Annotated in this window: 10 protein-coding genes; 3 read left to right on the top strand and 7 right to left on the bottom strand. The window is 38.9% G+C overall.

The features are described from left to right. Positions 1 to 88: 88 nt before the first annotated feature. The 4 genes from MRY82_10155 to MRY82_10140 are packed head-to-tail and all read right to left on the bottom strand — an operon-like array spanning position 89 to position 4,144. On the bottom strand, positions 89 to 1,141 hold the full coding sequence (locus MRY82_10155) for a hypothetical protein (protein ID MCI5073282.1): 1,053 nt from the start codon (positions 1,139 to 1,141) through the stop codon (positions 89 to 91). Beyond that, positions 1,129 to 2,637, bottom strand: a complete 1,509-nt coding sequence (lnt, locus tag MRY82_10150; protein MCI5073281.1) for an apolipoprotein N-acyltransferase — start codon at positions 2,635 to 2,637, stop codon at positions 1,129 to 1,131. The genes MRY82_10155 and lnt overlap by 13 nt, the downstream gene beginning before the upstream one ends. Positions 2,638 to 2,695: 58 nt before the next feature. Then, positions 2,696 to 3,151 (bottom strand): rRNA maturation RNase YbeY, encoded by a 456-nt coding sequence (ybeY, locus tag MRY82_10145; GenBank protein ID MCI5073280.1) that lies wholly within the window; start codon positions 3,149 to 3,151, stop codon positions 2,696 to 2,698. A 9-nt stretch (positions 3,152 to 3,160) separates the two neighbouring features. Next, the gene (locus tag MRY82_10140) at positions 3,161 to 4,144 is read right to left on the bottom strand and encodes a PhoH family protein (protein ID MCI5073279.1); all 984 of its coding nucleotides are present in this window, start codon (positions 4,142 to 4,144) and stop codon (positions 3,161 to 3,163) included. A 435-nt stretch (positions 4,145 to 4,579) separates the two neighbouring features. Here MRY82_10140 and MRY82_10135 point away from each other — a divergent pair, with 435 nt between their 5' ends. Together MRY82_10135 and MRY82_10130 are read left to right on the top strand one after the other, a co-directional pair. Further along, entirely contained in the window at positions 4,580 to 5,077 is a 498-nt protein-coding gene (locus MRY82_10135) for a hypothetical protein (GenBank protein ID MCI5073278.1), read from the top strand. Between the two features lie 84 nt (positions 5,078 to 5,161). Beyond that, on the top strand, positions 5,162 to 6,877 hold the full coding sequence (locus tag MRY82_10130) for a proline--tRNA ligase (GenBank protein ID MCI5073277.1): 1,716 nt from the start codon (positions 5,162 to 5,164) through the stop codon (positions 6,875 to 6,877). A 359-nt stretch (positions 6,878 to 7,236) separates the two neighbouring features. On the opposite strand, the gene MRY82_10125 is transcribed toward MRY82_10130, so the two are convergent. The 3 genes from MRY82_10125 to MRY82_10115 form a co-directional block, all read right to left on the bottom strand. After that, positions 7,237 to 7,752, bottom strand: a complete 516-nt coding sequence (locus MRY82_10125) for a hypothetical protein (protein MCI5073276.1) — start codon at positions 7,750 to 7,752, stop codon at positions 7,237 to 7,239. 83 nt (positions 7,753 to 7,835) lie between these two features. Continuing rightward, on the bottom strand, positions 7,836 to 9,359 hold the full coding sequence (locus MRY82_10120) for a type II secretion system GspH family protein (GenBank protein MCI5073275.1): 1,524 nt from the start codon (positions 9,357 to 9,359) through the stop codon (positions 7,836 to 7,838). 125 nt (positions 9,360 to 9,484) lie between these two features. Next, positions 9,485 to 10,330 (bottom strand): hypothetical protein, encoded by an 846-nt coding sequence (locus MRY82_10115; GenBank protein ID MCI5073274.1) that lies wholly within the window; start codon positions 10,328 to 10,330, stop codon positions 9,485 to 9,487. 148 nt (positions 10,331 to 10,478) lie between these two features. Here MRY82_10115 and mfd point away from each other — a divergent pair, with 148 nt between their 5' ends. Beyond that, positions 10,479 to 13,925, top strand: coding sequence for a transcription-repair coupling factor (gene mfd, locus MRY82_10110; GenBank protein ID MCI5073273.1), 3,447 nt, complete (start codon positions 10,479 to 10,481; stop codon positions 13,923 to 13,925). Positions 13,926 to 13,934 lie beyond the last annotated feature (9 nt).

Below are 13,934 nucleotides of genomic sequence, written 5' to 3'. Positions count from 1 at the left end.
TCACAATCAACGCGCATGGAGACCGGGATTCTGGGGGCTTTACGTTTTTCAATCATTGAGCTTGCCTGAATATTAAGAAAAAAAGAGCTTAATTATCAGCACTTGTTTGATGATCATCACCTGCCAATAAAAAAGGGTTTAGATCACCTAAAAAAGGAGCATTGATTATCTGTGCCATGTCATCCGTGTTTAAATTGTATTGATTGCGTGTGTGCACTAAATGTTGCTGACCATGAATGCACAGGCCAAACAATAACGCTGCCAGTGGAATAACGTAAAACAGTTTGGCCAAGCTATAACGCTGGGTTTTTTGGCTTAAGTTTTTGATTTGCCATTGGGTTTTTTCTGGATCAGGAACATGGTTTTGATTGCTGTAGCTGTTGTTTAGGTCTTCTAAAAAAGAGGTTTTTTTAATCAGGGTCTCACGCTCTTCATTATTGCTATTGAGTTTTTCTTGAGTTTTAAGATAAACAATTTGATTGGCATTAAAGTTTTCTTTTTGGGTATTGAGGCTGCTCATTTCAAGCTCAAGCTCAGCAATTGTGTTTTGAAGCTCTTGGACTTTTTCTTGATAAAGTGAAGGGCTACTGTCTGATTCTTCTGCTTGCTTTTGGGCATTTTCAAAGAAGGTTAAGCGTTGTTGATTATAGTTTAATTCATTTTCAATGGCTTGCATTTGACTTTGCCAGGTCTGGATTATTTTTTTATCCTCTTCAGACAACTTTTCATCCAAGTCAATGAGCTTGAGTTCAAGATCCACATTGCTTTGCCGCAGTTGCTGAATTTTGGAGACCTTTTGTTCTAAGAGGTCAGAAAACGCGGCCTTACTCAAAAAACCATAACGGCGATTATTTTGAATTTGTTTCAGATACTTTTTTTGCTTAGACTTCAAGGTACTGTCTAGGGTACAAAAATAAGTATTTTGGGCTGAGCTTTTTTTGCATTGCGTGCTTTGTGGCAAGAATTGTTTCTTTAAGGCAATAAAACGTTCTTCATCAAGGTTTTCGCTATTGACTTGTGAAACAGAAACATAAAAACGTAGCCAAAAGCGCTGGGGTAAAACGTACAAAATGGCGCTGCTGAGCAATAAACACAACACAATCAACCAATACGGTTTGGGATATGCATCTAAAAGGGCCACAGTTTATCTTTACGAGCTTTTTGTAGATTTAGCAACAATATGAACCATGCCAAGACAATGATATACAGCATGAGTTGAGGAAAACGTACATAAAAAGAACGTGATGTATAGATTGGGATCTGGGCCTGTAAACTTCCGCGTTTGAACAAGTCAAGGTGCTGGTATTGTTTGCCAGTGGCATCAAACCAAGTTGAGATACCGGTATTGGCGGCTCTGACTAGGCTACGCCGGGTTTCTATGGCTCTAAATTTAGCAAAAATTTTGTGTTGATAGGGACCAGAGCTTTCATTGAACCAGGCATCGTTGGTGAGGTTAATGAGAATATCCGCTCCCTGGATCACAGCATGACGTGATAAGTATGAAAATAAACTTTCATAACAGATCAAGGTACCAAAGTTTGCTTGAGGAAGCTTTATAATGACTTGTTCAGATCCAGAGATAAAACTACCGGCGGCGGCAGGTATTAATTTTTCTATGAAACTAAAAGGAAAAGGAACATATTCCCCAAAAGGAACCAAGTGAAACTTATCACTGCGGGCTAAAAGGCGGTTGTCTTTATTGACCGCAAATACTGAGTTTTGGAAATACCGTTTTTTGTTTTTGTAAGTGTATGAAGGTGCCCCAAATAACAAGTAGCTGTTTTCCAAATAATCCGCACTAAATTTAAGATTTTTTTGTCGTTCTTGATTGTAGACTTGGGTTACAGCAGCTTCTGGCCAAACAATAATCTCTGCTCCACGAGCTACATGTTCTTTGGACAGTGAGTTGTAAACCTCCATGGCCATGGTTTTTCCTTGGGTTGTCCACTTTAAGCTTTGAGGAATATTGCCCTGAATCCAAGCCATATTCAGTGTTTTAACCTTTAAAGATTGAACCTGGTGAATTTGAGCCAAGCCTGCAAGCCACAGTATTGAGGGTAAAAGAATCGTTACAAGCCCCAAACGTAAAGATCGATCAAGCACGGCCTGAAAGAGATAAAATTGAAATACATACAAAGCCACCGTTAAACCCAAGACACCCAAAACCGAGCTGATTTGACAAAGGGCAGATAAGGCATGCAAGCCATAGCCGGGCATCACCCAGGGAAACCCACCAAAGGGTGTCACTTGTCTGAGCCACTCCATGCTAGAAAAACAAAGAATACCCAGTAAGACTTTTTGTCTTTTGGATATTGTCCAAGATGAACAGTAAGCATATGCAGTTGCAGCCAAAGCAGGATATAGAGCAACAATTGCAGAAGCCATAATAAGCGCAATTTGTGCTTGCCATAAAGGCATACCGGCATGCTCATGCATAGAAATCCTGATCCAATTGAGAACAAAACAGTAAGCAATAAAGGTTAGGAAAAAAGCAGTTTTAAAAGCCGCTTTGGGTTTTTTATTGTGTATGCTGGCTAAAAAAAATAAAAAATAAAAAGTCACACAAAAAGCATTGAGCCAGGGTGGGCTGATCAACTGACCGTCATAGGTGGCCGGAAATGAAAAAACCCATAACACAATGCATGTAGCGTAGATAAGGTAAGGTTTATAATTGCAGAAAAGATTGAAGTTCATTTTATTGAGAAGATATAGCAGTTTGCTTGAGTTTTTGCACCAGTTCATCTTGCAATGCAAACATAATTTTTTCTTCTTCCGCTTCAGCATGATCGTAGCCTAAGAGATGCAAAAAGCCATGTGTGAGCAAAAGTCTTATTTCATCCGCTAAAGTTACAGATTTTTCTACAGCTTGCTTTTGGGCTATGGGCACACAAATGATGATATCACCTAAACAATGGTATTCACCAAAACTTTCATCTTGCTCAAAAGACAGCACATCGGTGGGCTTGTTTTTTTGTCTATAGTCCAAATTCAGCTGTTGGATGGTAGATTCAGCAACAAAAGCAACAGAAACTTCACTGGCTTGTTGCTGTTGCCATGTGAGCAAGTGTTTCAAATCATGTTGGGCTTGCTGTTCAAAAATTTCCCAATCCGGGTGCTCGCTAGAGCTTAAAACATTATGTTGATTGTGCACATTAAGCTTTTATGTGTTTAGCTCGTAAGCTTCAACTATTTTTTGCACCAAGGGGTTACGCACCACATCTTTTCTGTCTAGTTTGGCAAAACCAATACCAGGAACATTTTTTAAAATATCTAAAGCTTCAACCAAACCAGAAGCATCCCCTCTGGGTAAATCGATTTGGGTAACGTCACCGGTAATCACAGCTTTACTGCCAAAACCTAAGCGGGTTAAAAACATTTTCATTTGAGCTGCAGTGGTGTTTTGCGCTTCGTCCAAAATCACAAAAGCATTGTTGAGGGTCCGGCCACGCATAAAAGCCAAAGGGGCCACTTCTATAATACCACGCTCAATCAAGGAAAAAGCCCGTTCGGTTTCTACCATGTCATGCAAGGCATCCAGCAAAGGCCGTAAGTATGGGTTGACTTTTTCAGCCAAGTCACCGGGTAAAAAGCCCAGTTTTTCTCCGGCTTCAACCGCGGGGCGAGTTAAAATAATTTTTTTAACCAAACGTTTTTGTAGGGCTGCAACCGCCATGGCCATGGCCAAATAGGTTTTACCGGTACCTGCTGGACCCCAGGCAAAAACAATATCGGATTTTTGTAAGGTATCAATGTATGTTTTTTGATTTTCAGTTTTGGGGGTAATGGCCTGGTTGAGTTTGTTTTGTCCCAGAGAATGGTCATAATAATCCTTGATTTGCGTATCTTGACCATGTTGAGCACCACGAATCAGCATATCAATATCTTTTTGGGATAACTTTTTTTGCTTAACCAAAACTGCTTGCAGCTGGCTAAGGGTATCAATGGATTTTTTGATGTTCTGTGGATTGCCTTGAAAATGCAATTGTGTTCCACGCGGCAAAATATCAACATTGAAGGTTTTTTCAATGAGTTTTAAGTTGCCATCATTTTCTCCAAACAAGCTTTGTGCGTACTCAGGATGCGACAGTTCAAAAACGTGATCGGGGTTATTGGATGCGTGTTTGATCAATTTAGGCTTTTTCAAATAAAACTCCTTTGTTGGATATAATCCTGATGACCCAAAATAGGGATAAGTTCTTGTGTACGGAATAAGACATACAGATATGTAATGCTTAATAAGATAATCTTATTGTATCATATTCAGCAAAAATACAGGGAAAAAATATGCAGTCGTGTTTATTTTCTATTCATCTAAAAAGTATACAAATCCATACAAGTATCGATGACAAAACAATAAAAAAGAGATTGAATTAAAATGAAAGATATAATATGTCGGTCTTGGTTCTGCTTTTAATGGGGATTGATATCATTTAACTTTAAATTATAAAAAAGCGGTGGATGTAATTTTCATGGGTGCTGGACAGCAGCCGGCCAATGTGAATTTTGATGATGCATCAAAAAACGCGAGTCAAAAAAGCTTGAGTGTAAGTAAACAATACAATAAATATAAGGGGATAAAATGTTAGTTCAAAAAAGTGCAAAAATTATTTTTACAACGATAAGCATAATTTTAATATCAAGTGCTGTATATGCACAAAATTCACTCATTGCAACGGAAGAGGTTTGTGGAAATGTTCTAAAAGATACCATTAAAGTTGAAATTTTTGCTATTCAACCAGGTATTGAAATTAGTGAGCCCAATCCATACACTTATGAGGGCTTTCTTATTGCAATTCCAGACCTTGGGTTGTACAACATTTCAAAACAACATATTTATAGTGATGAAGAAAATGATGATTGCGTAAAAGAACATGATCAAAATTATAGCAATATACTCAAGAAACTGGAAGAGGCAGCAAAAACCGAACAGTATGTATGTTTGCAGAATGTTTTTTTTCTACCTCAAGAAAATGAAGAAACAAATAAACCGTACTATACACAATATTTTGATAAACAAGGTTTTTTGTTGCATGGCACCTACCTCATCACAATAGGAAGCACTTTGATAAAACCCTAAAGATTTTTGCTTGTTAGAAAAAACTCTATGAGGACTTGATAAGTAATTGTAAGAAAAACAATTGATTTATGTTATAGGACAAACATGAAGTTTTCGCAGTTTTTTTGTCCTACCCAAAAGGAAGTTCCAGCAGAAGCAGAAATTGTCAGTCACCAACTGATGCTAAGAGCCGGCATGATTCGTCAGCTTGCCGCCGGCATTTATGATGTCTTGCCCTTGGGTTTAAAAGTGTTTCGTAAAGTTGAGCAAATCGTGCGTGAAGAAATGAACGCTGCCGGCGCCATGGAAGTCTCTTTACCGGCTATTCACCCTAAAGAGTTGTGGGAAGAAAGTGGCCGTTGGGAAAGCACGGGTAAAGAGCTGTTAAGAATCAAGGATAGAAAAGACAGAGAGTACTGTTTTGCACCCACACACGAAGAAGCCATCACTGATTTAGTTCGCCGTGAGATTCAGTCTTACAAGCAGCTGCCAGTGAATTTATACCAAATTCAAAGCAAGTTTAGAGATGAAGTCAGACCACGCTTTGGTGTGATGCGCTCGCGTGAATTTACCATGAAAGATGCTTACAGTTTTGATGTCAGCTCTGAAGCAGCGGATGAAAGTTATCAAAAAATGTTTAAGGCCTATCAAAACATTTTTACCCGATGTGGTGTGCGTTTTAAAGCCGTAGAAGCTGACTCAGGTAACATTGGTGGGCAGCTCTCACAAGAATTCATGGTCATGGCCAAGACTGGCGAAGATGCGGTTTTGGTGTGCAGCAGCTGTGACTATGCGGCCAACAGTGAGAAGGCCGATGCTTACATTGATCAAGTCGTGAATAATCCAGATCAGATCAAGCAAGAAGATGTACACACGCCCAATATGAAAAAAACCAAAGAGGTGGCAGACTTTTTAAATATTGAACTCAACACCGTTTTAAAAACTTTGATTGTGGAAGTGGATTCCAAGTTCTATGCCGTGGTCTTGCCAGGAGATAGAGATCTCAATGAAATTGCCTTACTCCGTTATCTTAAGGGTCAACACATGCGTTTGCCTGAAGAAGAAAAAGTAAAGCAATTGGTGGGTGTTTATCCAGGTTCTATTGGTCCTCAAAACATTAAGGCAGATGCATTGGAAGCAGTGATTGTTGATAAATTTATTGTTGAGGGTCAGGCCTACACCAGTGGCGGTAACAAAGAAGGTTATCACACCAGAGGTGTTGTTGCGGGACAAGATTTTAATTTGGATCAGCATGTTTTACTGAGTGAAGTCAAAGCCGGTGACGCTTGTCCAAAATGCAAAACTCCCATTAACATTGAACGGGGCATTGAAGTGGGTCATGTGTTTAAGCTGGGCACGAAGTACAGTGAAACACTAGGCGCCAACTTTTTAGATGAAAATGGCAAACAGCAGCCCATGGTCATGGGCTGCTATGGTATTGGTATTGCCAGAACAGCGGCCGCGGCGATAGAACAAAATCATGATGAATTTGGCATTGTTTGGCCAAAAGCTTTGGCTCCCTTTGATATTTATTTAATCAGTACAGATCATAAACCAGGGGATGTTCAAGAAACAGCCGATACTGTGTATGAGCAACTCAAATCTTTGGGCTATGACGTCTTGTACGATGATCGTAAAATGGGCACGGGTGGAAAATTTAAAGATGCCGATTTATTGGGCATCCCGGTACAGATCACGGTGGGTGCCAAAGCTTTGGCTGAAGGCAAAGTTGAAATCAAACAGCGAACAGAACAAGGAAAAAAACTGGTCAACCCAGATCAGTTGAAAGACTTGTTGCATGGTATTTTTAAACAGGCTTAGTTTATTTCAGGGACAGCTACCTTTTTAATAAAAAGGTAGCTGTCCCCTTTTTTTAGGTATTTTTAAAATCCAGTAAAATTATTTTTATGAACATTCGGCTGATTGGGCTAAAGCCCTCAAGGCCTTCATGTTGCATAAAAATAATTTTGATTATCAATATAGTGTCGGGAACCTTTTGGTAAAGAACGAGCAAGCACTGCGATAGCGCTTGCGAGCGCAAAGGGTGCCGTGGGCGGCATAAGTTATACTAGCTCTTCGTAAGGCAATGCCTTACTCTTCACAAGTATAGCTTTATGAATATGTCGGAAACCGCGTTTTCGACAAGAGGGGAAAAGCGTTTTTCCCTCTCAGAAAACGGCTTAAAACGGTGCGCCAGCTTGTATCCAGGCCAATACCGTTTGATAGTTGCTGCTACCTGTTCCTCCCCAGGCACTGGGGCCACCTGCGTGGGTACTGCCGGTGGATTGAGGATAGGTTAAAAGAAAACTGCTTTGCGCAGCGCCGGTATCAACATAAAGGGTATTGCCATTGTTTCCCAATAAAAAATCATACAAATATTGAGCAGTATCTTCATTGGGACCACTGGGGGCGCCATCGCCAATTTGTAAATTTAAGCCAGGGGGATTAGATCCAGAAGCTTGCACTGCACCATTGCCATGACAGCCTGAGCTGGTACATGAAGCAGAAGTAAAGGCAGGTAAAATATCATTTTCAAATGTGGGTGTGACCGGACCAGTGGGAGTAGGCGTGACAAGGTTGGGATCAATAAAATCATTGGCATCCAAATCATTCAAGGCGATATCAAAACAGCTTTGAAAAAATAAAGTGGCAGAAATCAAGCTTGAACAGAGAAAAACTTTAATAAAATGTTTCATCAAGGTCTTCATTATAAAGGGTTACTGTGACAAAATCCAGATACAAAACTGCAGTTTTTAGTATTTATGTGAAGAATAGTGTTCTATTCACCCTTGTTAGAGTGGTGTATACCGCCTGTTGTTTGTACTTCTCCATTGGCGTCAATATAAATACTTCTTGAAATCGTCCATACTTTACCATGACTTCTTGGATTACCCAGGTCCTGTTCATAAATTTCTGGAAAGGTAAAGTTACCATCGGCATAGTCACCATCTGTATCAGCAACGGCAAAAACAGTGATGGTTTTATTTAAATGATCAACATTGTATGCATCCATAACTGTGGCATCTTGTGCTGCAAAGAAAGAAAAATGCAGTGGGTCAGGAATCCGAATAACGCTGATTTCTTCTGTTTGTTCAACGCTAACTGGGTTAGAAGGGATGCTGTAATCGTCATTTGATAAAGGCTGGTTTTGGGCAATATCATTGTTGTTGTTTTGTTCAGCGTCGTTATTCAAATCTTGATTATTTTCATTTGCGTCAGAAACATCTTGATTGCTATCATTATCATCAGAGTCATTGTTAGCATAATCATTGTCATTATTCCCATTGTTGCCACTGTTCCCGTTATTACCATTGTTTCCATTGTTATTGTTACATCCTTGACTACTGTTTCCAGAGTTTTGTCCGCTGCTGCATTCACCAGCGGGGGAAGAGCCATTGCCATTGTTACTGCTGCTGTTGCCGGTATTGTTATTGTTATCAGAGTTTAAATGATGGTCAGGGTCATCATTGCCAGAGTTATTGTTGGCATAATCATTATCATTATTCCCATTGTTACCACTATTTCCGTTATTGCCGTTATTGCCGTTATTACCGTTATTACCATTATTATTGTTACATCCCTGACTACTGTTTCCAGAGTTTTGTCCTGCACTGCATTCACCAGCGGGAGAAGAGCCATTGCCATTGTTGCTGCTGCTGTTGCCGGTATTGTTATTGTTATCAGAGTTTAAATGATGGTCTGGATCACTACTGCCACTGGAGTTGTTATCGTTGTTCGAGTTATTACCATTACCATTACCATTACCGTTACCGTTACCGTTACCGTTAACAAAATTACCCCAACCTGCTTGCGCGATAGGCACAATTAAATTACTCAATTCATTTTTAAAATTGTAACTTGATGCAACTTCATTAGAATCAGTTATGCCTAATGCTTCCCAGCTGCCATAACGTTGATAGTGTTGAGATTCATCGCAAGATCCATCAAAAATATGTTGTCTTTTTGTACTGTAGATATAAATGTACTCTTTTTTCCCTGAGGGTGGTTTTGCATTGATATCGTTGCAGACTTGTCCTTGAGGACAGGTAGAGGATGCAATTTTAGAGAATCTATTTTGTGGTTTACAAAAACTTGAACTGGGACTGTAAAGTGAAGGCGGTGCAGAAGCAAAAGTAACTTGAGCATCGTGGATTTTTCTGATGTAAACCATGGCTTCGGCTGAACGTATTTCCTGCATCATTTTGATGTAAGAAAAAGCTGTGACAACGCTAAGTATGCCAAGAATGACAACAGACACCATGAGTTCAACCAAGGTAAATCCTTTTTTATTGTTGCGGTACATGCATATATTATACAAAAAAGGGTGCCTAAAAAACAACGGAACATATATATTTTTATTGACACAAAAAATGTAAACTAAAGTTGTTTGGTTTTTTGCAATAAAAGTTGCACCATAAAACTTAAGTTTTATGGTGTATAAAACAAATAAAGAGAAGGTTTATTATTAGACAAAATATTTTTTGCTACGACTTTATTTTCAAGGGTTTTAACTGTAAAGTTTTCAAAACCTTTGTCAAAAGATCTCTCTAACATGGTTTGTAAAATATTTCTTAGTTCACTGTAAGATTTTGATTTTAATTCCATCTCTGAAACAAAAAGAGTTAGACGTCTTCCCTCAATGCTATGTTTGGATACTTTTAACTCAGTGCTGATCTGTTCTACGCTGGAACCAATAAACATTTGCCATACAAAGGTTGAAATTGGTTTGAAAAAAACAATACCGGAAACAATTAAAAAAATAGAAAACAGAAACATCAATCTAGAATTGGATTTTTTAGAGGGTGTCGTATGTGCTTTTGTTTTTTTAGGTTTTTCTTGTTTATCTTTTTTTCTATAAAATAAACTTTTTGATTCTTTAAGCTTTTTTGAAAAAGAATTAACTTGGCTTTCTAAGTTTTCCATTTCTTGGCTGTAGAACTGTACACGCTCAGTGCCAAAGTTGTTTTGCTTAACAAAAGAGTCTATTTTTTCCTTTAGAACAATGAACTCTTGGTCAAGATCATCAAGTTTCAAGGATTGATCAGAACTTTCAAAACGTTTTTCTAAAGCCATAAATCCCAGTTTGGCCAAATTGATGAAGGCTAAAGGAACATCGGCACCATCATTTTTAAAATGGATATCTATCAGGGATTGTCTATGATGATCAGGGAGGTTATCAATATAATCAAATGACTTTGAGACCCATGCCGGGCTGGCGCCAGGGTCAGAAAAGTAAAATTTTAAGATGTATTTTCCACTGTTAATTAATTGCATACTTAATCTTGTCAGCATAGCATGAAGGTATAAAAATGTTAATTTATGTTCCTAGCTTCTGTGAGATTCTTTTGGGTGTTAAGGTCTAAAACAAGGCAGAGCTTTTCAATTGACCTCACGATCAATTTAGGGGATACAGGCACAGCATATGAAAACAGTATTTACAGGCTTGTTGGGTCCTGCGTATGCTAAAATTTTTTTAGAGCAGGTTTATCAACCGGGTCAACAACATATTTTAGTACTGCCTGATGAAACCACCCTACAAAATATTTTTGAGGATCTTCGTTTTTTTTCTCAGTACCAGAAAAAAAACCAAAAAATTCAAATTTTGGCTTACCCTGCCAAAGAAAGCTTGTTTAAATCCAGACATTTTTTAGAAGATCAACGCGACATGCAGGATAGAATTAAGGTGCTGCATGCCTTATTGCAAAAAAAAGCAGATATTGTCCTTGTGCCTGTCAATGCATTATCGCAAATAACCCTTCCCATTCCTGTACTAAAGTCAAGCAGCTTAAGCTTGTCTGTTGGAGAAGAGGTCGATAGACAAGTATTGATAGAGAACCTGATATCAGCAGGCTATGATCAAGTATCGCAAATTGATGGTAAAGGACAATTTTCTGTGCGTGGCGCTATTGTAGATGTTTTTTTGAGTCAAGCGCAACAACCGCACAGAATAGAGTTTTTTGGCGATGAAATTGAAAGCATTCGTAGTTTTGATCTGTTTAATCAAACGTCAATTGATCAGGAGAGTAAGATTAACCTTACTCCTTCTTCTGAAATTTTATTATCCAAAGCAGTATGCCAAACAGCTAGAAAAAATATTAAAGCTTATGTGGATGCTAGAGAAATTCCGGCGTCTAAAAGAACCAATATTTTATTGGCACTGGACGAGCAGCGTTATCTGCCCATTTACCATGACTTGTTACCGGTGTTTTATCCAGAGCGGCACAGTATTTTAGATTATATCAAAGAAGATGCCCAGGCTGTTTGGGTAAGCATAGATCCCATGGTTTTAAACCGGAACCAAAAAAAGTTGATGGACAGACTTGAGGAAAAAGGTGCGCAACAAGATCAAGAAGAGGTGCGGTGTTATCCGCAAGAACATTTTATTGAAGCAGAAAAAAATTTTAAGTTATGGGGTGAGCAATCAAGAGTTGTTTTACAAGATATTCAAAGCAACAGTGAAAGCACAACGCTGAATAAAACAATTAAAAAAAATATTGCCGGTTTGATAGAGCTCCGTCAAGCCCTTAAAATTGAACATAAAAAGCAAGAGCCTTTAAAGCCTTTGCTAAACTTTATTGCTGAACAAAGAGATAATGCTAGATCAATGACTGTTGTCTGTGAACAAGAGAGTGATGCACATAAGTTAAAGAAAATTTTACAACAGCATGAATTTTCAGCTGCCTTAAAATTAAACAACACATCACAGTCAGCTAATGATTCTAAAAAAACGGACATCACATTGTTGCAGGGCTATTTATCTGAGAGTTTTATAGATCATGACGGTCATGAAGTGTTCATCAGCAGCAAAGATATCTTTGGTTCAAAAAAGAAAGTGGTTGAGCAAAAAGTACAAGCAGCGCAGCAGTTTAATTCTCTACAAGATTTAAGCAAGGGCGACTTCATTGTTCATATTGACCATGGGGTAGGAGTTTATCAAGGCTTAGAGCGAATCAAGTTCAATGACTTAGAAAATGATTTTTTAAGAATAGAATATGCCGGTCAGGATAAATTGTTTTTGCCTGTTTATAGACTCAACAGAATTCACAAATATGTTGGCGGTGAAGGACGTAAACCAACACTCGACAAATTAGGTCAAAATTCTACCTGGGAAAAAACCAAAGCCAAAGCCAAAAAAGCCGTGGAAGAAATGGCGCAAGAGCTGATAGAGCTTTATGCCAAGAGGCAGTTGGCCAGTGGTAAAGCTTACCAAGCTGCAGATGAAATGTACAAAGCCTTTGAAAGTGATTTTCCTTTTGAAGAAACCCCGGACCAACTCAAAACCATAGATGACATTGCACAAGATCTGGAAAGTGCAAAGCCCATGGACAGGCTGGTGTGTGGTGATGTGGGTTTTGGTAAAACTGAAATTGCCTTACGCGCAGCATTTAGAACCGTAGAGGAAGGTAAGCAAACCGCAGTATTGGTGCCGACAACCATTTTATGTCAACAACATTATGAAACCTTTAAAGAGCGCATGCAAGGCTATCCAGTTAAGGTTGATTTTTTAAGCCGGTTTCAAACAAAGGCGGCTCAAAAAAAGATCATAGAACAATTGGCTCAGGGTGAACTGGATATTGTCGTCGGTACTCATCGTTTGCTGTCCAAAGATATCAAATTTAAAAACCTGGGTTTGCTGGTTTTAGATGAAGAGCATCGTTTTGGGGTAAAACATAAAGAGACCATCAAAAGTTATCGCAATCAAGTTAATGTTCTTACCTTAACAGCAACCCCAATTCCCAGAACTTTACAACTATCCATGACCGGGATTAGAGATCTATCCATTATCAATACGCCTCCCTTGGACCGTAAAGCCGTGAAAACATTTTTATGTAAAAATGACGATGCCTTGATAAGGGATGCCATCAGAAAAGAGTTGGCCAGAAAAGGACAGGTCTTCTTTTTACACAACAGAGTTGATACGATGGAAGCTCAGTGGTTGCATCTAAAAACGCTGGTGCCAGAAGCCAAAATTGAATTTGCCCACGGCCAAATGGATGAAAAAATGCTTGAACAAAAAATGCTGGGCTTTATTAAAAAAGAGTTTGATGTTTTGCTCAGCACCACCATTATTGAATCGGGTGTTGATGTTCCCAATGCCAATACCATGATCATCAACAGAGCCGATTGCTTTGGCCTGGCACAGCTGTATCAATTAAGAGGTAGGGTTGGGCGTTCTGATAGAGAAGCGTATACCTACTTGATGATTCCTGGAGAAGAGATTATCAGCAGTGATGCTTTAAAACGGCTTAAGGCTCTTCAACGTTTTACCGATTTGGGGTCTGGTTTAAAAATAGCCATGCATGACTTGGAAATTAGAGGGGCAGGCAATATGTTGGGTTCTGCTCAATCAGGACATGTAGCAGAAATAGGTTTTGAACTCTATGCCTCTTTATTAGAAAGAGAAGTGCGCAAACTCAAAGGTGAAGAAGAGCAGCCTGAAGAAATTGAACCAGAAATTCAAACCACGCTCCCAGCATATTTTCCTGAGGAGTATGTTAGAGATACCGGTGAGCGGCTGGTTCTGTATAAACGGTTTTCTGCAGCCAAAGATGAACAAGCCTTAGAAAGCTTGATTACTGAGGTAAGAGATAGATTTGGGCCTATTCCAAGAACCGTAGAAAATTTAGTTGAGGTTATTCAACTAAAAATTGTTGCTAAAAATTGTGGTGTAAGCGTTTTAAGGATCTCTGATGAAGGCCCAAGCATAGAGTTTAGTGACAAAGCCCCGATCAATATGGATAAGCTTTTAAAGCAGGTCAAGCGCAATGAAAAAATTCAATTGCACCCCGATCAGCGTTTAAGCATATCCATTGACCATGACATGGACGCCTTTAAAGAAACCAAGGCTTTTTTAGAAAGCGTGGTTTAGGTTTAAAAG

The sequence above is a fragment of the bacterium genome, assembly GCA_022763185.1.
GTDB lineage: Bacteria > Bdellovibrionota_G > JALEGL01 > JALEGL01 > JALEGL01 > JALEGL01.
The sequence above is the reverse complement of the archived record's forward strand: the minus strand, read 5'-3'. Positions and strand labels throughout refer to the sequence as shown.